Source organism: Kitasatospora mediocidica KCTC 9733 (assembly GCF_000744225.1).
In the GTDB taxonomy this organism is placed as follows: Bacteria; Actinomycetota; Actinomycetes; order Streptomycetales; family Streptomycetaceae; genus Kitasatospora; species Kitasatospora mediocidica.
On the sequence record NZ_JQLN01000001.1, the window covers coordinates 788,807 to 814,652 of the forward strand.

The 25,846-nt window shown below is 70.6% G+C and carries 1 protein-coding gene; it reads right to left on the reverse strand.

The window, feature by feature from the left end:
* Window positions 1-25,833: a WXG100-like domain-containing protein gene (locus tag BS80_RS03285; RefSeq protein WP_035792358.1), complete on the reverse strand. Its 25,833-nt coding sequence runs from the start codon at window positions 25,831-25,833 to the stop codon at window positions 1-3.
* Window positions 25,834-25,846: the final 13 nt, after the last annotated feature.

A 25,846-nucleotide genomic window follows, 5' to 3' on the forward strand; every position in this document is an offset into this window, starting at 1 on the left:
TCACTCGTCGTCCGGCTCACCCGCCTCGTCCAGGGCTGCGAACCAGTCGGCTGTCGACATGCCGACGTACAGCTCGAAGACCCTCCGATAGGTTTCGGCAAGCCTGTCACCGACGAGCGGCTCCATGGCCCTGATCTCGGCCGCCACCCTGTCCTGGATCCAGGCTTCGTGAGCCGCCGAGATCCCGGCGAGGTCCGCCTTCGTCGGCGCGTCCCTGAGCCTCAGCTCCGCCGTCGCGACAGCTTCCTTCCAGCCGTCGGGGCCGTCCACGAGATCCGGCTCGTCCTTGATCATCGCGTTGACCTCCGCGACGGCCCGTTCCGCTCGGTAGTCCGCGAGGACGCGGTCGACCTCGGCGCTCTCCGCTGCGGTCGGCGCCTTCCTGAGCCGCTCTCCGATCGCCAGCTCGTTCGCCCGGTGGAAGTCCTCCCGGACGGTCTCCAGCTGCTCCTGGTAGTGCGCGTACTCGGTGTTCCCCTTCAGCACCTCCCGCTTGATGCCGCCGAGCAGCGACTTCACCGAGGGCGCCGGGTGGGTCGAGGAGGCCTCCTGCTGGAGATCCGTCAGCCGGTTCCTGGCCTGCTGGATCCGCTGCGCCAGGCCGTCCCTCAGCTGCTTGGTCGGCAGCTGCCCCTTCAGCGTGTTGAGCTCGTTGAGGTACGGCTCGACGTGGCGCAGCACCTGGACCCCCGACATGGTGGCGATGGTGTCCAGCCGCTCGAGAGCGGCTTCCACACGCTGCTGGGCCAGGGGGTGGGAATCGTCCCGGTAGTCCGTCAGACCGGCCCTGCGAACGCCTGCCTGACCCTGGTCCGGCGCCGACTCCTCCGGCTGCGGCCGGGCCACTCGCTCGGTGAAGTAGAAGCCGATGGACTTCTCGATCGAGGCGAGATCCTCGGGCTCGAAGCCGCCATCCCAGTTCGGGAGCTTCTTCGTCGTGTCGAGCAGCCGCGGATTCTCCAGGAAGGCCCGGCCGTAGTTCCGGCCGTAGGCCTCCTCCAGCCTGAGCCCTCGCGTCCAGCCCTTCGACGGCTTGCTGTCGGGGTTTCCGTTCTCGTCGTGCCGATGCGGGCTGATGTCGACGGAGATGATCCTGATCCCCGCGAAGGCCAGCTCGTCCATGACGCCGCTGCGCATGCCGACCGCGCCGACGATGTCGTAGTGGTCCGACAGGTACTTCAGCATGGAGAGTTCCTTGCGCCGGTTACCGGCCGAGGCCCACATCCAGTAGTTCAGCAGATCGGCGCCCGTGGTCTCGGGCTTCTCCCCCATCGGGACGACCTCGACCGTGTCACCGAGAACGTTCTTCACCGCTGCGATGATCTCGGTCACCCCCTTCGAACCGGTGTCGAGGGCGGGGGCGTTGGCGCCGGCCCGCGCGCTGTGGCCGGTGTCGCGGAACGGGACGATGACGTACTGCTTCGCCTTGTCGAAGTTGTGCGCGTCAAGGTCCTCCTGAAAGGCCCTGCCCTCCTCTTCGCTGTACGCCCCGTAGAGCGCCGCGAGCCTGGGGATGAAGAGCTCCTCGCGGTTGCGCTGCCGGTTCTCCTCCTTGACCGCTTGCTTGTTCGTCGCTTTGCGCAGGGCGAGCTTCTCGGCGTCCGCCGCGTCGATCACGTGCCGCTGTTCAGCCGTGAGGTTCGCCCGGGCGCCTGCTGTCACCCACTGCGTCTGCTCACGGGTGAGCTTCACCAGAGCCTTCTGCTCAGGCGTGAGAGCGCCCAGGGTGTCCTGTCCCGACTCCCGCTGCTCCGGTGTGAGCCGCACCGTCTCCTGCTGCTCGGGCGTGAGCTTCACCCTGTCGTGCTGTTCGGCTGTGAGAGCCGTGAGGATCGGCCCCACCTGCTTCGCTTCGGTGAAGATGTCCGATTCGAACAGATACGCCTTGATGTCCTCGGTCGCCTGCGTCTCGCTCCTGCCGAAAGGCATCAACTCGACGGGACCGGACTTCGCGCCCCCGGCCTTTGCCGGCCGAACGACCTTGGGCAGAGAAGTCTCCCGTGTGTAGAACACCTGACGACCTGCCTTGATCAGGTCGTCATGCAGATTGATGATCTGCATGGACTGTCCCTCGGTCGCGTCGCTGACATTCCAGACCAGCAACTTGGCCCGAGGGTTCACCATCATGGCGGCGCGCACGTGGTACATGTCGCCGGAGTTCTCCGCCCTGATCACATAGGTCTCGTCCGTGCCGAGCGCCTGTATCTCCTCGTGCGTACGGAGCCGGTCCGATGCGAAGGAGACCCAGAGGCGGGCGTCCTGGGTGAAGTGCGGGAGAGGGCCATCGGTGTGCGGCGCGTCGGACGCCCGGTCGCGCCAGCGCAGTTCGCCGCCCTGCTCCGCGGGAGCGATCACGCTCAGCGGGCGCCCCGGCTCGTTCGGGCTGGTGAGGACGACGGAGGCCTCGGTCCCGTCGGCGGACGCCGCCAGACGCTGCTTCAGGCTCTCCAGCGCCGTGGCACCCACGCCGTAGTCGAAGGCGAGGAGATTGTCGCCGAGCAGCTCACGGGCCTCGCGATCCGGCGCGGTTCCGAAGCCGAGCGATCCGTCCATGGAGCTGAGCGTGAAGTCCATCGCGGCGTCGGTGTGCGTGTCGGCGTGGGCGTGGGGGTCGGGGTGGGTGTAACCCGGCGGCACCGCGGCCGACTTCGGTTCCCGCTCGGTGTCCACCACCAGGTGCGCACCGAGTGCCTCGGCCACCGGCTTCGCTCCGGCGGGCGCGTCCTTGGCGACCGAGAGGCTCAGCCAGCTGCCGCCCTCGACGATGGTGGGGCGGCCGCTGCGGTCGAAGCCGACCTGCCGGGCGACCACCAGGTGCCCGCGGCCGTCCGCCTCGGTCCGGTACGGTGCGCGGGCCGACGGGACGAAGTAGAGCGCCCCGTTGGGAACGTACGCCTTCAGGTCGAGACCGGGCAGGAGGCGGTGCACCTCCGCGAGCACCTGGGACGCGTAGGAGTCGCTCCCGCCCGCGGCCATCGAGCAGCCGGCCAGCTGCAACGGCTTGACGCCGTCCCAGATCCGCTCTGCGTGCAACTGGACGATGACGTGGGCCAGTTCATGCGGCTGGACCGCCGAGTCACGCCAGATCGGCATGTTGTCGGCACCGGTGTGCATGGCGAGCGTGAAGAACCGCTCGTCGGTCGGGAACCGTTCGAGGCTGCGGGCGACCCGCTGCCTGGCCTCCGGCGAGGCTGTCGGGTCGTCCAGCCAGTGCGCACCGGACGTGTGGTTGAGGCGCACCGAGGCGCGCAGGTCGTTGAGGCGGGCCTCGGATCGGGCGGTCTCCGGACGCGGTTCCCCGGCCGGCGACGGCGCATGGGCCGACGACGGGCCGAAGTGCGTGGCTTCGGGGATCTGAGCCAGTTCGGATTCGGGGTCGGAGTCTGAGTCGGGGTCGGAGTCGAACTCGGAGGCCGTTTCGTACTCGGACGACGAGTCGAAGTCGGGCGCCAACTCATAGACGGAGGCGGTGTCGGACTCACTGCCGGACTCGGTGCCGGACTCCGCCGGCGAGGGCGGCAGAGGAACCGACTCCGGACGGGCGGCCCCGAGGTCGCTCTCCTGGTGCTGCTCGGTTGCCGCCGACGTCGTGGACACGGCCTGCGTCTCCCCTGCCAGCACGCTGGCGATGAAGTCCTCCAGCAACGGGCCCGCCGGCTCGACCACGTCGTCGGCCGGACGACCGGCCTCCGACAGTGAGGCGGCGCGGTCCCGGCCCTGCTCGGGCCGGGAGGACGTGGTCACCCGGCCTGGCAACGGCTCGGACAGCGCACGCGGCCTGGTGAGCTGCGCGTGCGGGGTGGGCTCCTCGTTGTCCACGACGTGCTCGGACGCGGACGCGGGCACGGCCTCCGTCTCCGTCTCCGTCTCCGTCTCTTGAGTGGCCACGCGCTCCACGGGAGGCCGGGACGTCACCGGCAGCCCGGCCAGCGGCTCCACTTCGTTCGGCTCATCCTCCAAACGCTCCGGGGAGCCCTCCGCCGCGTCATGCTCGGACGCAACCTCCTGCACAAACTCGACACCGCCCCCGTGCTCCACCGCGACCTCAGCCTCGCTCTCGACCTCAGCCTCATGGAGCGGGTCCGGGAGCGTGCTGCGGTCGATCGGCAGATCGTCGCCCGCGGGGTTCTCGTCCGTGAAAGCGCGGTAGTGATCGCTCATCACCGTGCTGTCCCCGGTCTCCGCCTCCGGGATGTCGATCTCGATGGGGATGAGCCCCCGGATCGGGAGCTTCGCCGGCTGATCCGGGTGCTCCCCGGGCAGCGGCTGATCGCCGAACACCCGGTCGCCGTCACGCAGGACCAGGGCCACCTCCATGAAGCCCGTGTAACGGACCATCGGCGAGCCGGACTTGGCGGCCGACACCACGCGTCCGCCGTCGGCCTCCGCGACACCGTCGCGGGTCCGGTGCTGTCCGCCGACGCTGACCTGGAAGGTGCCCTCGGCCGTCGCCGACAGCTCCGCCTTGGGGCCTGCCTGGATCTGGCCGCCCCACAGGCCCCAGTCCAGTCGGGTGTGCTGCGACGAGGACGCGGACTCGTTGGCGGGGCTGAACTCAGCCCCGGTGTCGATCCCCTGGAACTCCAGATGGACGATCTTGAGCGAGGCCTCCACCCGCGCGTCGGCCACCAGCCGACGGTGGCCGGGGGCCGGCGTGCTGACGGGCACACCTCGGGTCGCCGGGGCGACCTTGGCGGACAGCTGGCTGTGGCTCTCGCTGTTGAGCACCACGCTTTCGAGATGCTCCCAGGTGCTGCGGCCGAAGAAGTCCGGGCCGTGCGTGAGCAGCAGCTTCTGGACGCCGGCGGAGTCGCCGATCCAGCGCATCACGTCGGTGTCGTGCAGTCCGTTCCCGAACACCCTGGCGGGCGGCACCTTGATCGCTACGGGCACCGGCACCGGCACCGGCAACACCCGCACCGGCGCAGGCGCAGGAGCAAGCGCGCCTTCGGGCGCGGCAGCCGCATCAGGCGCAGGTTCCGCGGCCCGGTGCCAGGCGTCGACGGCCCTGAACGATGTCGGCCGGTCCACCGGGACCGTCGACCCCTCCTCCATCAGGACGTCGATGCCGATCTCGGTGGTGGCGAACCCCCGCTTGGTCGTACCGATCCGCTGGATCGGGCGCAGAGCGGCCACGGTCCGGTCGACGACGTCCTGCAGCGGCGGCCGGGACTGCGACCGGACCGGCGCGGACCCTACGCCCCCATCGCGGACGAGCACACGGTCCGGCACCACCCGGTTCTGGTCACCGAGGGCCAGCAGCGGGCGCCGCTCCATCTGGACGAACAGCCTGGCCCGGCCCGTGAAGGCGGCAGCGGTCAGCTTGGACTTCGTCGCCCCGCCCGAGGTGACCGAGGTGGCGTGGACGTCGATCTCGTCCCTCCCCGTCGCCCTGGTCACGCTCCCGCCTGCCACCACCGCGACTCCGGAGGCGAACGGGTCGGTGGTCCCGGCGAACGCCACCGTGAAGCCGTTGGCGTGGCCGGCTCCGAGATTCGTCGAGCCGTCCGTGTCGGCGACGGAACGCTGGTTGCTGGTACCGGTGTTGAACTCGGTCGTCGTGCGGTTCCCGTTGCTGTCCGGCGTGCTGCCGCCGTAGTGGCTCAACTCGCCGACGCCGGCACTGATCCGCACCGTGCTCCGGCCGTGCTTCAGCACGATCGCGTGCCCCGACATCAACGACTTGATCTGGGGGTGGAGTTGGTCGACGGTCAAGGCCTTGAGGAGCATCCGGCGCATGCCGGACCAGTCGGAGCCGAGCGTCGTCCTGCCGGGGCCGGCGAGCTGCCCGACGGTGCCCTCCAGGTCCGCCGTCCCGCCGGTGCGAGGCGCGACGAAGAAGACGTCCGTGACGATGTCGGAGGAGCCGAGCCGGTGCGACTGCTCCACCCGGACGGGTACGGCCCGGTGCGCCGTGATCGGGGTCCCGGCCCGTGTCCCGCCCGCTGCGGCCGGCACCGGTGCCGCGCCCCGGACGGGCGCCTCGCGCAACGGCACCGCCAGCGTGGTCTCGACATCGACGTCCCGCGTCCCGACCGGGAACGACCGCCCGCCTCGCTCCAGGTCGAAATGCAGGGTGAAGCGGGCATCTCCGGTGAACAGGCCCGCAGGTTCCACGAACTTGCCGCGGCTGCCGACACCACCCGTGCTGACGGTGGTCGTGCTGCGGATCCGGTCCCTGGTCCGCGCGTAGCTGCCGGTGATGTCGAAGTGCGGGATCTTGAACTTCAGCACCCCGTTCCCGACGTACCGGATCCGGCGCTCGGCCGTGATCCCGGCCGACGTCCGGAGCTGGCTGCCCAGCTCGAACTCGAACTTCCCGATCGTCTCCCGGTGCGTGAACTCACGCAGCCGCGCGGTCGCCGTGACGGTCCCGTGCCAGCCGTTCACGTCCACCTCGGTGCCGATCGTCTCTCCCCGACTCAGCGCGGAGAGCTGCGACTTGAGGGCGAACGGGTCGAAGGCCTCGCGCAGCCGCAGCCGCAGCTCGTCCGGCAGCAGGCCGGCGTGTTCGCCGAGAGTCGCCTCGACCGTGCTCAGCACCTCGGTGTCCCTCCGGCCGAGACTGAGCACCACGTGCGAGGCACTCATCGCGCCGGACTCGGTGAGCCTGCTGGGCGGCTCGTGCAGCGTGGCGGGCAGCTGGTTGTCGGTTGCGCGCGCGGTGGTCCGGCCGCGCTCGGTTCCGTCCTCCCGGATGACGGCGGAGCTGTCGGGCCCGACCGTGTAGTCCCGGGTGGTGCGAGCGTCGAGACTCAACTCCGCGTCGAGCTCGACGGGAAACGCGTGCTCCCTGCCGTTCGCCGTGAACGTCAGGTCCAGCTTCACCCTGGCGCCGAAGATGTCCTGTCGGCGCGCGAACTTGCCGTTGGCGTAGACCTTGCCCGCGCTGCCGTCCCGCCACCCGTTGCGGTCCCGCACCTGACGGGTGAGGGTGGGGGCGATGTCGACGGTGTCCTTGACGGCCTGGGCTCCCGTGCCCGCCTCGTGCAGCAGGACCGTGCCACCGGCCTGGCCCTGGTGGGAGGAGGTGTCGGAGAGCAGGTAGCGCTCCGCACCGAAGGTACTGGTCTCGCTGACCACGTTCACCTCGGCGGCCTGGCTGCGCCGGTACTCCATGCTCACCAGCTCGGCCGTTGCGGAGACCTTCACGCCCTTCAGCAGGCCTGCCGACAACTCCGGTGTCTCGAGCTTGAGTCCACGCGTCATCGCGGTGAGCCGCGCGGCCACCCGGGCGTGGCTGAAGGTGTGCAGGACGGTCTGGGCCACCTCGTCCCATCCGCCGCCGACGAGCAACCGGCCCTGCACCCGCAACACTTCGTGCAGGGGGTGGATGTCAGGGAGATCGCGCACCGTCACGGTGTCCGAGAGACCGGCACCCGCAGCATCGGCGTCCGCCGCTTCGGCGCCCGCATCGGTGGCCGGGCGGGCCTCCCGGGGCCAGACGCTGTTCGGCGGCGCCGGGATGACCGTACCCGGGGCCCAGGGCTCCTCCCCCGCAGGGACGGCCCCGGCCACGGGAACCGAGCGCGCCTCGTCCTGTTCGACGAGCACCCGGAAGTTCACGGCAGCCTCGACGTGGCCGGAGCGATCGGGCAGGACCGTGTTCGTCTGCCGGAGTTCGAGGCCCAGCATGGTCACGCCGTCGAAGACCGCGCCCCGGACCTTCGCCTTGGTGGTGACGGTCACCTCCTGGCTGGCACCGGAGCTGCGGACCCGGTCGCGGCCGAGCTGTGCCGTCTTGGTGCCACCGAGGATTCCGGGCTTCGCAGCGGTGTAGCCACCGGATCCGGGCACCGGGACCTGCCAGGTGTCGGTGCCGGTGTCCTGGCCCACCCGCGAACGGTAGATACCGGTACCGACGTTGAACTCCGTCGGATCGGTGTTGCCGACATGACGGAAGCTCTCCGCGACGGTCCTGGCGGTGATCTCCACCGAGGCCGTGCGCAGCCCGCCGATGTCGCTGACCTCGATCCGGGTCCGCTCGCCCGCCATCAGGCTCTTGAGGTCCTGGTGCAGGCCGGCCAGCCCGACCCGGCTGAGGATCTTGGCCTTGAGCGCGGGCCAGAGGTCCCCGGCGATCCTGTCGCCCGCGGCCTGCACGTCCTCTCCGGCGAGGATCCTGGCCATACCCTGCGGAGCCGCCGGGTCCTGGTCGTGGTCCGTCCAGACGTCGAGCACGATGTCCGAGCCGCCGAGGCGCCCGCGCTCGATCACGCGCTGCGGCGGGGCGAAGTGCAGGTCGACGGGCGGCGCGATCCCGTCCGCGTCGCGGGTGTCCCGCAGCGGGATCGCGATGACGACGTCGAAGCGGTCCAGCGGCTCCCTGTGGTCCGCCGAGGACGATCCGACGATCGGCGTGTCCGAGCGGAGTTCCGAGAAGGTCGCGGTCACGGTCATGTGCGCGTTGAAGAGGGCGGCGCTTTCCACGCTCTTGCCGCGGGCGATCGTCCGGCCGGCTTCCACGGTGGTCGCCCCGCGCGTCGAGTCGTGCTGGTAGCCGACGCCCAGGGAGTAGTCGCCCTTGCTGCCGAACTTGACCTTGCCCTGTGCCCCGACCGCGACCCGCCGACGGGTGTCCTCGGAGAGCGCCACCGAGGACTGCCGGTCCGCGCCGCTCTCGAACTCGACCGACTGGGTCTTCCGGTACTCGGGGGTGCCGTCCACCGTGCCGGTGAGCGTGAGCCGGCCGGACCGGCCGTTGGCCGCAAAGGGCATCTCCCAGACATCCCCGCGGGACAGCGCCGACAGGATCGGCCGCACGGTGCCCGACTCGAGGAGGGTCCTGGCCAGCGTGTCGGCCGCCGCCCGGTCGTCGCCCAGCGCGCGGGTGAAGCTCCGGGTGATCGTGTCGAGCACCGCCCGGTCGTCCATCCGCAGGGCCACGATCTGGTCGGATGCGGAGAGCCGGTGCTCGTCGACGATCCGGCTCGGCGCCTGCCGCGCCGGCTCCTGCTGCTGTTCTCGGGGCTGCGACTGCGACTGCGCGGGCGGCTCCGTCGCACGGTCGGCGAACCGGGCCGAGTTCGGGATGGGCTTGCTCGTGTCCACCTCGGCGAGCTCGACCGTCCGGTAGCCGCCCAGTCGGTCGTGATAGGTGCCGTTCGCAGCCCGGTACGCCGGGTGCTGCGTCATATCGACCTCCGGCACCGGAGCGTGCGGCGCGGCCTCCCGCACCTGGTACTCACGCCAGTGGCCACCTCCGGCGACCGCCAGCACCGGCCTCCCGTTCGCCGTGAAACCGACCGCCTGCGTCACCACCAGGTGGTTGCTGCCGGCGTTGTTCGCCGGCGGGAGCGACCACACATCGTCACTCGCCACCACCAGCTTCGGCCGCAGACCGGTCCGCTGGAACAACTCACGTGCCACCTGCGGCACATACTCACCATCCAGCGCCTCACCCAGACCACAGGCGAGCAACTGCACGTCGTCCGTGCCGTTCCACTCCTCCGTTCTGCGCAACTCGACCAGGGTGTCCGCCAGACGCGTCGGCGACATCTCCAACCCGTCATGCAGCGGCATCCGACTCACCGCGTGCGTATGCGCACCCAGCATGAAGACACCCTGATGCCCCGGAAGCCGCCCCAGCATCTCGTCCAACACCGCGCGATCCGACTTGCTCACCACCGAATCGGTCAACCAGCGGCCACGACCGGCACCGTGCTTCGACAGCGGCTCACCCACGGTCGGCGGGAGCGGGTCGAATTCACGCCCCTCCCGCCATACGGGGATCGCCTCGCGCAGCAGGACCGTCACGGCCTGCCGCAGGGCCGCCACAGAGCCCGCGTTGCCGTCCTGTTCGGCTTCCGCCCGCTCGTTCCCAGCACGCTCCTCCACCCGGTCGAGGCTGGCGTCGAAGTTCTTCGAAGGGACGGCGTGTGTCTGCAACACCTTGCGCAGCGCGTCACCGAGCTCGCCGAGCGCTCCCTGCGCGGCCGGGTGACCGTAGAGCGCCACCACGGCACCGTCGAGGAGGTGATCATCCAGCGTGAGGACCGCCTCCTTGTTCTTCTCCCGCTGCGCAGCGACATAGCCGGCATGGCTTTCCCTCGCCGACTCGCCGCCCTCGACGGCCTGCGCGTGCTCCTGGTAGATCGTCCTGAGCGCTCCGAGACTGGTCCTGACGTCCGTCGCAACGGCTTTGTGGAACTTCTCGCCGAGCCGACCCATATCGGTGGCGATGGCCAGCCGGATGTCGAAGACGATCGTGGGCTCCCCCCGCCCGGTGATCATGTTCAGGCTCTCGCCGCCACTCAGCCCGAAATTCAGCGGCTTGTCCGGGTCATGCTTCACAAAGGTGTTCGGCTCGGGCGGGTACGGGCCGTAGCCGAGCGCCACGGGCTTCTTCACGAGGTCCTTGTGGGCGAGCGGACTCCGTGCGAATTCACTCTCCCGCTGACCCTCCCCCAGGACGAAACCGAAATCGGTCGCCCGGGGGTTGATGTCCTCCAGAGCGGGAGTGAACGCCACCTTCCACGACGGCTCGTCGGCAGCCGGCTTTTCCACCCGGACGGGCTGGACACTCCTGCGGGCGAGGGCCAGGCGGGTCTGCATGTCGGCCTCGACGGAGAGCTTCTCCATCAGGGACGCATGCTCGGGAGCGCGATATCCGCCGGAGAGGATCCCGGGATACCCCTCGCCGTGCAGCGCCTCCGCAGCCGCGACGAACAGGCCCGAACGGGCCGTGTCGGCCCCTCCCCGGTCGAACGGACCGACCAGCAGACTGTGCGCGTCATCGTCCCCGAGGTGCAGATACACCTCACTCATGCCACCGTCGCGCAGCCCCTTCGCGATCGCCTCCGTCTCCGCGTGATTGACGACGAAATTCCTGATCGTCCCGTAGGGAACGGCGAGCCTCGCGCTCTTGTCCCTCGCGGGCCAGTGCCACGAGAACGGAACCACGGCGACCGGGAAATCCTCGCCATCGTGGGAGACAGCGCCGATGGCCGCGTCGTAGAAATCACTGCGCCACGTCCCGCCGGAGGCCACCCGCACATTGACGCCGATCACCAGGCCACCCCGAGCACCGCGGGCAGCTTGGGCATCGCCGGAGGCCGGATCGGAGATCCCGGCGAACGCCTCGTCGCGATAGCGCGCGATCAAGCCGTTCAGATCGGTGTGCTCTTCCAGAACGACGGCGACGACACCGACGAATCCGATTCTCTCCGGGGCGAGCTCTCCCACCGGCTGACGACCATCGGGGTCGACGGGAGGCAGCCGCCTCCCGAACCGGCTCGGAACGCCCCGCCCGGTCAGGGAAGGACCGCCGCTCTCCTTCCGGGCCCCCGAGGAAGCCACGGGTCCCGACGATGAACCCCCCTGCTGACCTCCGGCGCCTGCCCCGCCGCCCTTGGAGCCCACGTTGCCGTTGCCGGCCCCGCCGCCCCGACCGCTCGCGTTGCCGCGACCGCCGGCATTGCCCTTGCCACCCGGGTTGCCCGTGCCGCCCGCGTTGCCCTTGCCAGCCTGATTGCCCGTGCCGCCCGCGTTGCCCTTGGCGCTCGCCTTGTCGCCCGGACGACGCGTCACGCCGAACCGCGGGGCCTCCGGAGCCAGCAGGCCGAGGTCGATCAGCGGCAGTGACTTGACCCGGTCCAGGACCGCGAGGGCGGTTTCGTCCGCTGTTTCGTACCGGCGGGTGAGCGCGTCCGCGGCGCCGGGCTTCGCGTCACTGCCGTTCGCGAGCGGATTCGACGGCCTCGGCGCAGCGATCCACTCCTTGAGGACCTTGAGGATCGCCGGCTTCTGCGCCGGGTCCTCCCAACGGTCGACCAGCTCCTGGTCATCACTGATCCCGGCGCGGATCCTGGCGTAGGCACTCCGCGCGTCCTTCTCCTCCCGCATGCGGTCGAGGAGCACGCGGGGCGACGCCCAGCGGTCATCGCCCGACACCGCCGTCACGGCGGAATCGGTGGAATCGGCGGAATCGGTGGAGTGGCGGTCGGTGACGGCGTCGAGCGGGTGGTCCCGCACGACCGTGGTGCTGTCGACCGTGTCCTCGATGACCTTCAGGTAGCGGGCGGGCAGCGCTTCGAACTCGTCGATGGACGTCATCAACCCGTCCTCGCGCACCGCACGACTGTCCGGCCGCTGCCGGAACAGGGCACCGGGGCCGACGCGGTTGCCCGCGCTGTCCAGACCGGAGTCCTGGTACTCGTCCTTCAGGCCCAGGTAGTGCAGGACCTCGTGCACCAGAACGGGCCGGTGGGCCGCGTCCTCGGCCGGATCGGCCGGCAGGTTCCAGGAACGCTGGTCGGAGTCGACCGGCACGCTGTGACGCCTGATCGTGATCTGCTCGGGGTGCCTGTCGCCCGGCAGCAGTTCCAGGTCCAGATGGAACTGGTCACCCGAGCGAGGGAGTTTCAGGCCGACGTTGACGTGCTCGTCCAGGGCGCTCTGCACACCGTCGCGGATCGCCGCGAGATCGTCCCGCGACAGGCCGCCGGCCTCCAGGTCCACCCGCAGGCTCACCGTGTGGTGCCGCACCCAGGTCCCGTTGTCCGCCTGGACGCGCCGCACCACCGATCGGACCAGCGCCTGCGTACCGGCCAGTGCCCCCCGCGCGCGATCGACCAGCGGCTCACGCGCCGGGTCGAACAGTTCGGTGTGCACGGAGGCGGTCGGCGCCTTCGCCAACCGGTGTCGCCACCCCTGCGCCGGAACCGCGACCCGCTGGGCCGGCTCCTCGACCGCGCGCCGCGCAGCCGGGTGCGGCTGCGCGGCCGGCTGCCCGGGGGCACCGTGCGGCTCGACAACCTCCGCATGCGGCTCGGGCTGCGGCTCGGGCAGTGGACCGGTCGACCGGTCGTACAGGCTGTGGGCCTCACGGTAGATCCGCGTCACCTCGGCGTCGGTGAACTCCCCTGTGCCGCCGACGATCTGCTGGATCTGCTGGATCTGCTGCCTGACGACATCGATCTCCTGGTCGTAGAACTCGTAGCTGACGTTGTTCTCCAGCAGGTCCTTCATCCGGTGCCCGGACATCCACTTGACCGTGGGAACGAACGGGGAGATCGTCCGCGCGGCATGCGCCTCCAGCGTCCGGATCCGTTCGTCGGCTTCCCCGTTCAGGTCCAGCACGGGCTGCCGCGACGGCTCCGGGAGCCGGGCCCTCGACTTGTTCAGTTCGCGCAGGTACGGGTAGGCCCGTTCGAACACCTGGTACCCGGTCATCTCGACGGGGTCCCGCATCCTGTCGAGTCCGCCGGCCACCCGCTCCTGGGTACGCGGGTGCGAGGAGTGCCGGAAGTCCGTCAGGCCGGCGCCCCCGTCCCCGTCCCCGAAGTAGAAGTCGACGGCATCGCCGATCCGGGCCAGGTCCGCCGCAGCGAATCCGCCCGGCCAGTTCGTGACGTTCCGCTGCAGGTCCTGCTCTCTCGGCTCCTCGATGAAGACCCGGCCGTAGTGCCGCCCGAAGGCCTCCTCCACCTCGACGCCGCGGTCCCACCCCTTGGACGGCGCGAGGTTCGGCAGGCCGTCCTCGATCCGGTGCGGGCTGATGTCGACGGAGATGACCTTGATCCCGGCGAACGCGAGCTCGTCGATCACGCCGCTGCGCATACCGACCGCCCCCAGGACCGTGTGGGTCGTCGACAGGTAACGCAGCAGCGCGAGTTCCTTGCGGCGCATGTCACCGGTGAGCCGGCCGTCCTCCTCCAGGTTCCTGACCGAGTGCCACTCCCAGTAGTTCAGCAGGTGCGGGCCCTCGCTCCATCCGGCCGGCTCCTCGCCCATGGGGACGACCTGCACGTCGTGGCCCACCGCGCTGGCCTTGATCTGCTCGATGATCTCCCGCACGCCCTGGTGCCCGGTGTCGAGCGCGGGCGCGTTGGCGCCGGGCCGGTCGCTGTGGCCGGTGCCCCGGAAGGGGACGATGATGTACCGCGCGTCGGGCTGGAATCCACGGCTCGCCAGGTCCTCCTGGAAGGCCGCCGCCTCGGCCTCGCTGTAGGCGCCGTAGCGCTGCGCCAGGCTGGGGATGACGAACTCCTCGCGGTAGGAGTACCGCGCATGGCCCACCGGGTCGGCCGTCCCCTGGGCGGCGGTCGCGATGGCCTGGAGCCGGGCGAGCTTCGCCTGATCCTCCGGCTGCGGATCCGTCAGGCGCATGATCCGGTTGCGCTCGTGCTCCAGGCTCGTGTCCCGCAGGTACTTCGCGATGTGGGAGGTCGCGACGGTCTCGCTCATCGAGAAGCCACGGACCGACGGCGCGCTCGTCCAGTAGACCCCCCGCCCCTGACCCACCAGGTCGTCGTGGAGCAGAGCGATCTGCCGAGCCTGCCGCTCGGTCTCCCTCCGGACGTTCCAGATCAGCAGGCTGCGGGTGGGGTGGAGCACCATCGCGGCCCGCACGTGGTACATGTCCCCCGAGTTCTCGGCCCGGATCGCGTACGTGTTCTTGTCGTTCAGTCCGCGCTCGCCCAGCGCCAGGGTCAGGGCCGCCGCGTCGGACGGAAGTTCGGCGGCACCGCGGACCGTCAGCGCGGGAGCGGCGGGAGGCGCGGGTGGCGCGGCTGCCTGCTCGGTGTGTGCCGAATCCCCGGACAGCGCCTGGGTGATGAGGTCCACCACCGACGCGGGCTGCTCCGGGTGCGACGCGGTGGTCGCGGGCGGCGGACCGTCCTGGGCGAACCGGGACGCGCCGGGGATGTTGTTGTCCGGCTTCAGCCGGCCGGGCTCGACCGGACGGTAGCCGGCCGGGCTGTCCTGGTACGTGCCCCGCGCGGACTGGAACGCCGCGTGCTCCGTCATGGTGACGTCCACCCCGCGGTCGTCCAGCTGGTACCCACGCCAGTGAGCGCCCTTGACGACGGCGAGAACCGGCTTGCCGTCCGTGGTGTAGCCGACCGCCTGCGTCACCACCAGGTGGTTGCTGTCGTCCCTGTTCGCCTGCGGAAGCGACCACACGTCGTCAGTCGCCACCACCAGCAGCGGCCGCAGACCGGTCCGCCGGAACAACTCACGTGCCATCTGCGGCACGTAGTCCCCGTCCAGTGCCTTGTCCAGAGCACAGGCGAGCAGCTGCACGTCGTCCGTGCCGTTCCACGCCTGCGTTCTGTGCAGCTCGACCAGGGTGTCCACCAGGCGCGTCGGCGACATCTCCAACCCGTCATGCAGCGGCATCCGACTCACCGCGTGCGTATGCGCACCCAGCATGAAGACACCGTCCTGCGCCGGAAGCCGCCCCAGCATCCCGTCCAACACCGCGCGATCCGACTTGCTCACCACCGAATCGGTCAACCAGCGGCCACGACCGGCACCGTGCTCCGACAGCGACTCACCCACCGTCGGCGGGAGCGGGTCGAATTCACGTCCCTCCCGCCATGCGGAGATCGCCTCGCGCAGCAGGACCGTCACGCCCTGCCGCAGGGCCATCGCGGACCCCACCCGGCCGTCCTGTTCGGCCTCGTTCCGCTCCCCCGCACCGCCGCGCGTGCCCACCCGGCCGGCACTGTCCGTGAAGTTTCCCGAAGGGTCGGCGTGGGTCTGAAACACCTTGCGCAGCGCGGCGCTGAGCTTGCCCAGCGCATCCGCCGCGCCCGGGTGATCGTAGAGCGCCAGCACGGCACGGTCGAGGAGGTGATCATCCAGGGTGAGGGCCGCCTGCTTTCCCTTCTCCCCCTGAGCGGTGACATAGCCGGCGTGTTCTGTCCCGGCCGCCGCCTCGGCGTCCCCGGCGCCTCGCGCATCCGCCTCGTACACCCTCCTGAGCGCCTGGAGGCTGCTCCTGACGTCCTTCGCCGTCGCCTTGTGGAAGTGCTCACCCAGACGACCCATGTCGGTGGCGATCGCCAGCCGGGTGTCGAAGACGATCCTGGGCTTCTCGGCCCCCGTCCGCTCACGCCCCGCGATCATGTTCACGCCCTCACGGGTGCTCTCCCCGAAATCGAGAGGCTCGTCCGGAATGTGCTTCACGAAGGTGTTCGGCTCGGGCGGGTACGGGCCGTAGCCGAGCGCCACGGGATTCTTCACGAGGTCCTTGTGGGCGATCGGACTCCGCGCGAATTCACTCTCCCGCTGACCCTCCGTCAGGACGAAGCCGAAATCGGTCGCCCTCGGGTTGAGATCCTCCAGACGAGGGGTGAAAGCCACCTTCCAATCCGGATCACCGGCGTCCTTCTTCTCCACCCTGACCGGCTGGACACTCCTGCGGGCGAGGGCGAGGCGGGTCTGCATGTCGGACTCGACCGAGAGCTTCTCCATGAGGGAGGCATCGTCGGGAGCGCGATATCCACCGGAGAGGATGCCGGGATACCCCTCGCCGTGCAGCGCCTCCGCAGCCGCGACGAACAACCCCGAACGGCCCGTGGGGTTCTGGCCCCGGTCGAACGGACCGACGAGGAGGCTGTGCGCGTCGTCGTCACCGAGGTGCACGTACACCTCGTTCATGCCGCCGTCGCGCAGCGCCTTAGCGATCCCGTCGGTCGCCTCGTGATTGACGACGAAGTTCCTGATCGTCCCGTAGGGAACGGCGAGTTTCGCGCTCCGGTCCCTCGCGGGCCAGTGCCACGAGAACGGAACGACGGTGACCGGGAAATCCTGGTCGTCGTGGTTGATCCTGCCGACCGCCGTGTCGTACAGATCGCCGTTCCACGCCCCGTCGGGGGCCACCCGCACATTGACGCCGATCACCAGGCCACCCCGAGCACCCCGACCGGCAGCGGCATTGCCGGCTGCCGCATCGGAGATCCCCGCGAAGGCCTCATCGCGATAGCGGGCGATCAAGGCGTTCAGGTCGATGTGCCTGTCCAGGACGACAGCGACCACACCCACGAATCCGACGGTCTCCGCAGAGGGGTTGGCCACCTCCTGACCACCTTCCGGTGTGACCGGAGGAACGTGCATCCCGAATTCCGTCAGACCGGCCTGCTCGACGATGACAGGCCGACCCTCCTGCCCGGGGGCGGACGCAGTGACGACTCCCGTTGCCGGAACTCCCCGGGTGCCGCCCCTTCCCCCGCCGACGCCGCCCCGACCGCCCTGCCCAACCTGGCCGCCGCCCCGACCGCGCGGGCCAACCTGGCCAACCTGACCGCCGCCCCGACCGCCCTGGCCGCCAACCTGGCCAACCTGACCGCCGCCCCGACCGCCCTGACCGCCGCCCTGACCGCCTCTGCCGCCCTGGCCACCTCGGCCGCCTTGGCCGCCGCCCTGGCCACCTCGGCCACCCCGAGGCGCCATGCCGAAGTGCGGAGCGTCGGGACCCAGCAGGTCGAGATCGACACGGCCGGGAAGGGAGTTCCCCTTGCGGTCCGAAACGGCCGCCCAGATCCGGACATCGGCACCGAACGCCTCCGGGCGCGGGTCCGTGTCGACCCTCAGGACGTCGTACGTGGTCGGATCCGCCCAGCGCAGGACACCGTCCTCCCCATGGATCAGAGCCAGCGCATGCCCGTCACCCTCGGCGTCACGGCCGGCCAGGAGAACAGTCGCGAAAGTACCGCGCCCGGACTGCCGCACCTCCCCGATCAGCTCCGCCAACCCCGCCTCACCCACACCGAATTCGTGCGGCAGGCCATGGTTCTTCGACAACAGCATCGCCGCGCCGGCCTCCGCCTCGGAGCGCAGCGGCCGGTCCGCCGGACGCTGCTTGCCGTAGTGCGTCGCACGCAGCGCCTCGGTGGCCTCCAGGCAGTGCTGCAACGTGCCACCGTCCACGCTCACGTCATGCGGGTTGACGAAGCGCAGCAGCTCGGGGGTCGGCTCGTGGAACTCGGTGGTGCCCACCTCCAGGAGATGCCGGCTCAGCGCCTCCTCCTGCTCCTTGGTCGCCAACTCCAGGTCGCGCGCCCAGCGCACCGCGTCCGTCCGCTCATAGGCAGGAGTCCGCTGCCGGACGACCCGCGACGCCTCCCCCTCCTCGGCGGGCTCCTCCTCGCGCTGCCGTTTGACCCCGACGTGAGAACTCGACGGCTCGGTGGAGCCCGGCTCCCCGTCCGCCGTCTCCTCGCGCGGCGAGCCGCTCAGCACCTCCTCGATCGAGGCAACCGATTCGGGCCCCTTCGCCCGGTCCTCCGACGGCGGGACAAGCTGCTCCTCACCGCTCCTGGCGCCCCCCTCGCCGTCAAAGGTCAGCAAGCGCCGGCTGACGGGGGTCGCGGCGGCCTCCGGGTTCCGCCGGTACGTGTCGGGGCGGTCGGTGGCGAAGGTGTCGTCGCTCTTCGCCTCGTGCGCCTTCCAGGCCTCGCCGTCGACGGTCTTCGGGCCCCAGTGCTGCAGGTACTTGTCGAACCACTCCTTGCCGAACTCGCGCTTGAGGTCGGAAACCGTCTCCAGCGCGATGTGGCGTCCGTCGGCCAGCTCGTCGAAGCCGTGCGCGGCCCGGTCCAGAGCCGGCATCACCTCGGCCTCGAAGCTGACGCGAGCGGCCAACTCGTCGGCCAGCGTGCTCTGCGTCCGCTGCCAGGTGGCGAGCTTCTCGCCCAGCGGCTCGGCCGACGGTTCCTCCGCCTGCTCGGACGGCTGCTCGTCCGCCGTCTCGCCGGCCTTCTCCGCCGACGCCTCGGCCGCCTCGGCCGCCTTCTCCTCCGACGCCTCGCCGGCCTTCTCGCCCTCGCCCGCGCCCTTCGCGTCGCCCTGGCGCAGTGCCGCGCGGATCGCGTCGCCCAGCGCCTCGCCGGTGGCGAACTGCTCGTCGAACGCCTTCCGCACCCGCTCGGTATGCCCCTCGGCGACCCGGTCGCGCGAGCCGTCGGACAGGTCGCCCGCCGCCGCCCGGGCCGCGACCCCGGCGGCCTGCGACGCGGCCTCGCGCGCGACCTGGAGCGTGAGCAAATCGTGGACGGTGGACTCGCTCAGCAGCTCGTCCAGGCTCTCCGGCGTGGCCTCCCGGTCCGCGACGGCGAGCAGGTGCGCGTCCACCAGGTGGCCGATCTCCCGCGCCACCGCGCCGCCGTGGCCCTCCGCCGACCGGCCCTTGAGACCCAGCGTCTCGCCGACCCCGGAGTCGAATCCGGACACCTTGGTCTGCCAGGACGCGACGGCCTTCTCGACCGTCTCGGAGACCTTGGTGAGCGCGGCCTCCCGCGCCGCCTGGACGGCGAACTCGTGCGGGAGCCCCTCGCTGCGCGCCGCGAAGTCCTCGTTGAACCTGGCAGCCCGCCTCGCCAGGTCGTCACCACGCAGCCCGGCGGCCGAGTCGGCCGATCCGAACGACGCCTTGAAGTCGGTCTCGACCTTCGCCCGCAGCTCACGGCCGAGCAGGGTCAGGCTCTCCTCGGAGAGCTCGGCACCCTCCTTGGCGCCGGTCTGCTCCAGCAGCGCCTGGTCGCGCTCCGCCAGGCCCGTACGCCAGTTGCTCCCTCTCAGCTGCTCGACAGCGCGGTCCGCGCGGGAGAGGGCGCGTTCGTAGCCGACCCGCAGGTCGAGGTCGCGCGCCAAGGAGTTCGTCAGTTCGCGCAGTTCCGTCCTGCCCTGGGACGTCCGCTCCACCAGGCGGCTCCCCGCCGCGTCCTCGTGCTCGGCGTAGACGCGGGCCACCGTGGCCTCGACCTTCGCCCGGAAGAGCCCGGACATGTGGCTGCGCACCCGGCCCAGCGCCTCCTCCGACAGCGGCTGGTCCGAGCGCCCCTCGTCCGTCCCACTCGCGCCCGCCCGCTCGACCGGGTCGAGCAGGGGACGGCTGTGGGACTGCACCAGTTCGTCGAAGCGCGCCATCCCGACCCGCACCGCCGCCTCACGGATGGCGGCGAGCTTCAGCATCGGCTCCAGCTCGGCGAAGACCTCCTCGCGGAAGTGCGGCCGCTCCTCCAGCCGGGCGGTCATCAGCTCGTGGGCACGAGCCCGGACGGCTGCGCCGACCTCGTGGCCGACGTCCTCGGGGAGGTTCTCGGACCACTCCTGGAATGCCCTGTCGAGCCTGGTCTGCGCCTCGCTCTCCCGGCCGAACGCCTGCGCCGCGTCCGACAGTCGGCCGTCGTAGCTGTCCTGCAGCTCGCGCTGGGACTGCTCCCAGCTCGGGCCCTGCTCGTCGTCGGAGCGGACCTCCGCCCGCCGTGGGGCGTCGACGAAGACGTACGCGTGCCCGGACGGGGTGGTAGCTGGATGGTGATCGGCACCAGCCTGATGGTCCGGCGCGGACGGCCCGACCTGGTCGGACTGTGGCTCCGGCCCGCGCGGCTCCGGCCCGCGCGACCCCGGCCCAAGCGGCACGAAGCCGTCCGGCGCCGGGTGGGAACGCGGCAACGGCTCGTCGTCGACCCGCAGATGGCCGCCGAGCTCCTCCACCCGCACCTCGTCCGATCCGCGCGACAGCGACAGCCGCAGCCAGTGGCCGTCCGGGGTGAACGTGGGCCTGCCGGCCGCGTCGAAGCCGACCTTCGAGCTGACCATCAGGTTCCCGGAGGCGGCCCGGTCCACCGTTCCCGGACCGGTCACCTTCGGCACGAAGGTCAGCACATTGTCGGGGACGTACGCCTCCAGGTCGCTGTCCGGCAGCAGCCGGCCCAGCTCGCGCAGGGTCTGCGCAGCGTACGAGTCGTCCTGCCCGCGCCCGATGTTGCAGACGGCGAGCTGCAGCGGTTTGGTCTCGTCCAGGCGACCGTCCCGGCGCATGGCGGCGAGCGCCTGGGCCAACTCGACCGGCTTCACCGGCTTGCCCCGCCAGGTCAGCTGCCCGTCGGCGCGGGTGCTGTGACTCACGACGGTGGAGAAGCGCGGGTCGACCGGGAAGTGCTCGACCGCCTCCGCGATCCGTTGACGCTCCTCGGCGCTCGCTCCCGGATCCTCCAGCCAGCGCACCCCGGAGCCCCGCCGCACGGCCAGCGCGTCGGCCAGCTCGGCGACCAGCTCGTGGTCGACCGGACCGGAGTCGTACGCGTGCCCGGCCGCCCCGGGCGAGTGGTGACCGCCGAAGCTGAAGAGGCCGAGGCCGTCTTCCAGCGGATCGACCTCGGGCTCCCTCACCCGTTCCTGGCGGCCCGAGGCCGGGTTGTCGCCGAGCGTCCGGGCCTCGTGCTGCAACCTGTCCCGGACGACCCGGTCGAAGTGCCCGCGGACCGCGTCGTCGGTCGAGAACATGCTCTGGAGATCCCTGAACCGCGCTTCGCTGCTCGTGTACTCGAACCGCCGCGGGCTCTCCAGGTTCCCGTCCGCGTCCTCGGCCAGCCGGGGGCCGTGACCCAGCGCGTAGCTGTCCCCCGCCGGCGACTCCTGGACGTCCGACAGTTCGAGCTTCGTGTCGAAGATCGGCCTGCCGGACTGCTCCCCGAGGGCCGGCGCACGGCTGGGACGGTACGTGCTGGCACTGGTGTAGGAGGAGAAGTCGGCCTGGTAGTACTGGTGGAAGTCGCCGAAGAACTGCTTCATGTCGGCCAGGTCGGCGTCGTCCAGTTGCGCCGGTTCACGACGGCCGTCGACGAGCAGGTCCGCGTCCTTGCCCGACAGGTTCAGCGTGGTCCGGGTCAGGAACTCGAAGGCCGCATCCCGGTTCTTCCCCTCGTCGTCGCTGAACTTGTTCCGGAAGTAGAAACCGAACGGGTCGGAGTCCACCATCGCGACGGCCCGCCTGAGCTCCTGCTCGCCCTCCTTGCCCGGACCCCACAGTCGGGGGTACCGGCGCATCATCTGCACCGCGCCGATGTGCTCGGCCTCCCGGTCGTGCTCCTCCGGCCGCGCGTTCTTGCTCTTGTCCGCCGCGTACATGCGCTCGGAGTTCTGCTTCTGGATGTCGTGGAAAACGATCGCCTTGACGATGCTGTCCACCTTCACGAACCGCCGTGGGTCGTCCCGGTCCGGGTGGGCCAGCTTGAGGTACTGACCCAGCACCATCTGCGCGTGGTCGGAGAAGGTGTACGGCAGGTGGTGGGCGATCTCCTCGTCGAACTTGGGCCGCAACTCGGGGAAGGCGCCGTACAGGCTCTCGATCATCACGTGCGGCGGCGCCCCCGCCTTCCACAACTGCGTGATCTCCTCGCCGACTTGGAGCTGAAGAGCCTGGTGGGCAGGCAGGTTGCGCCGGTTGGCGTCGAAGTCGTTGAGGTGTGGCCGGCCCGAGACGTCGAAGTCCTTCGACGCCTCGTGGTAGCCGCGCGCCAGCGACTCCCCGATGGCCGCCTGGGTCGCCCAGGGGAGCACCGTCCGCTCCATGAACGCGTCGATGCTCTCGCGGTCGCCGGGGCCGAGGTTGTCGAGGTCTCTGGGCAGGTGCGCCCGACTGTCGCCCGCCGGGTACTCCGCCGCGTACGCGTCGCTGTGCTCGGCCACGAAGGTCCGCAGGTCGGCGAGGCGCTTGACGAAGCGCAGCTCGTTGCCGCCGGTCAGCAGCGGGTCCATCCGCCGCTCCGCCTCGGGCTGCTCGAACTGCTTCCAGGTCACGTAGTGCTGGCGCAACCGGAAGGCGATGCCACCCAACTCGACGGCCTTGTTGCGGAAACTCGCCTTCGGACGCAGGTCGAAGACGAGCTCTCGGAGCGTGTCGGGGCTCGTGGTGAGCTCTGCGCCGTTCGCGCGGGTTTCGCGCAGGTGCTCGATGACGCCGGTGTACAGACCGGGCTTGACCTCCTCGGCCCGCTCGGCGGCCCAGTCGAGCAGCCTGTCGTGCTCGGCGCGCTCTGCCTCCGGCAGCAGACCGGTGTGCTCGCCGAGCCGGGCGATCAGGTCCTGCAACTCGTCCGACTGACGGTGGAGTTCGTCGTGGTGTGGCTGGGTGGTGATCCAGGGGTGGTCCTTCGGCAGCAGCCGGCGGTCCGTCAGCAGCGGTGCGCCGATGTCCGTGCGCAGCTCGTCGACGTGGAAGGACTCACCGTTGCGCGGGTCGGCCGGGCCGGTGAAGGCCTCCTCGTCGTAGTAGTACGTCCGCAGCGAGCCCGGCCGGGCTGTGCTCTGCAGCAGGTCGATGTCCGCACCCGCGATGCCGAACTGGTTCGGCTCGCCCCGGTGGTCGACGTTGAAGGTCCGCTGGGAGTTGGGAACGGCCGACTCGCGCCCGGCACCCGCCAGGTCGCGGCCCCGCTCGAACTCCAGGCGGGCCTGGTCCAGTGCGCCCCGCAGCGTCTGCGCGACGAAGGTGTCCCGTTGCGCCTCCGGGAGGCCGTTGTACGCGGTGGTGAGCGCCCTCGGGTCGTAGTTCTCGGGCGCGGTGAGCGAGCGCCTGCCCCGGTACGGCGGGACCGGCGAGTTGCGGTCCTCCTCATGGATGGCGTGCTCGGCGATCGTCCGGTAGGTCGACAGCGGGACCAGGTAGGAGCGCAGCAGCGGCTTCGTCCGCGGGCCCAGGTCCGCGATGTACTTCTCGGCCCACTTGAGCGCCCGCAGCGGACGGCCGGCGCCGGTCCACAGCACCGAGTCGCCCGCGACGGACATCCGGATCTCCCCGGTGAGCGGGTCCTGCTGGATGTCCTTGTACTCCGAGGTGCTCCCGCCCGGCCGGTCGGGGGCGGGCGTCAGCTCCTGCTCGCTCACCACGGTGGTGTAGAGGCGGACGAACGGCTCGTCCTCGTGGAACTCGAGCTCCGGATCACCCCGGTAGACGGTCTTGGGCTCCTCCCAGACGAACTCCTTCTTCTGCCGGTCGAAGACCAGCTGCCCGTCCAGCGGCCGGCTCGGACCGGGGAAACCGACACCCTGGGCGTCGCCCGGCAGGTCGCCCACGACCGGGTTCCCGGGGTCCTCGGCGGGTGTCTTGGGCCCGAACGTCAGGGCACCCCCGATGTCCCGCAGTTCGTGCTGCGCGCGGTCGTGGTCGCCCACCGGAAGGTCGACGCGGCCGGGCGGTGCCTGCGGCTCCGGATGCGGCTGCGGGTGTGTCTGCGACTGCGACTGCGTCGGGATCCGGGCCGGGGCGGAGATCGGGGCCGGGGTGTCGACCGGCTTGCGGTGGCTGTCGGAGGGAGGCGGAACATCCTTCGACCCGGCGCCGCGGGGCAGCGGAGCCTCGGGGACGGCCGTGGAGCGGTCCGTACGCTGCGTCGTGGTGGAACCGGAGGACCCGGCGCTCTGCTGCTGCCGCCCGCCTGACGCCGTGGTCTGCGCCCCGGACGTCGCCGTCTGCGTCCGCACCGGCTCCCGCACCGGCCCCTGCGGGAGGTCGGCCTCCGCACGCTGCGGGGTACCGCTGTAGCCGGTGCCGGTGGTCCGCACCGGGGTGAGGACCGGGTAGTCGAGCTCGTCCGGGTCCTCTCGCGAGTACGCGGGCGGCAGGTCCTGGTAGTTGGGCAGCTCGCCCTCCGGACCGGCGGCCTGGTACGGCGGCGCCGGTTCGGCGATCTCCTCCCCCGAGCTCTCGAGGCCCGAGGACTGCGTCGTGCGCGGCGTCGGATCCGGGATCCCCAGCTCCGCACGGGCCCTGGGCCCCATCGGCCGCGGGATCAGCAGCGAGGTGGGGTGGCCGGTGAAGTTCGCCAGCAGCGCCAGCAGGACGCGCGGGTGCAGCGGCCCGTAGTACTTGTCGTCACTGGTCTCCGCGGACGCCGCGTCCCACTTCTTCACCTGGTCGGCGAACTTGATCCTGAGCGGCTCGACCGCCAGGTGCCCGCCGTGGCCGATGAACCCCATGATGACGCCCGAGTAGAAGGCCCCGGCGCTGGCCTGGAAACTCTCGCCCTCGAAGATCATGCCGTTGAAACCCGCGGTCAGGAAGTTCTGCAGGCCGCCCTTGAGGTAGCCACCGATCCCCTCGCCGAGCTTGTAGAGGAGCTGGTAACCCGACTGGAATCCGAGCCCTTCGGCGGTCTCCATCGCCTCCTTCGCCAGGTTCCGGATGGCGTCTTCTTCCGCCTTCGCCGCGTCCCCGAGGACGCTGCGCAGCAGTTTGGTGATGGTCGCCTGGTCGACGGCGTAGCGCGCCGAGTCCTTGGCGAGCGTCCTGGCGAAGTCCTGCCCGGCCTGCCGCGCGACGTCCTGGCCGACCAGGTCGCCCAGGTTGCGCTCGAAGGTGTCGCCCATGTCCGCGGTGAACTTGGCGACCTTCTTGCCCACGCCGTCCGCCACGCCCCCGGCGGCGCCCTTGGTGAGGTCCTTGAGCCCGTCCTTGAGGCCGTCCTTGAGGCCGCCGCCGATCAGGCCCTTCCCGAGGGACGTCACCCCGCCCTTGGCCAGGTCCCCGAGGACGTTCTTCGTGACGTTCTTCTCCATGCCCTCCAGGCCGCGCGCCAGGCCCTTGAGGTCGTTCTCCAGCAGGTCGCCGATGCCCTTGCCGAAGAGCTTCCCGAACAGCTTGCCGAACCCGTGGCCCAGCAGCTCCAGCGGCCCGGCGAGCAGGCCGTTGATCGCACCGAACTCGACGGCCTGCAGGGTGGACTTCCAGTCCCAGCTGCTCTTGTGGCCGTCGGCGATCTGGATGGTCTGGATGATCACGTCGAGCAGCACGCCGCCCGTGATGCTCAGGAACTCGTGGAGGAGGAGCTGCCTGAGCAGCCAGAAGAAGACCCGCTTGATGATCGCACTGACGATCACCTCCTCGGCGAAGATCGTCGCGAGCGAGGCACCGAAGGTGATCGGACTCGCCGCGATCGCCCAGGCGATCTCGGCGGCGAGCTGCACCATCTGGGCGATCATCATCCATTTGGTGTACTCGACCTGATTGGCCGTCTGATGGGCGTAGTCGCCCAGCTGCTTGGCCATCGTGGCGGCCGAGCCCAGGTAGTCGGTCCCGCCGCTCTCGCCGGTGAACCGCCGCATCTCCAGGACGAAGGCGTCGCGCGCCTGCCCGTCGAACTGGGTCAGGCAGACGTTCACCAATTGGTCGATGTAGTCCTTGAGGACCGGGATGTCCGCGGCGATCGCCAGGTAGTCGTCACCCGCCGTGCGCAGCTTGTCCTCGTCGGCCTCCGGCCACGTCATGCCGGTCACCACCCCGAAGAGCTTGGCCAGTCCCTCGGGGAGCTCGATCGACATGGTTGGTGCACTC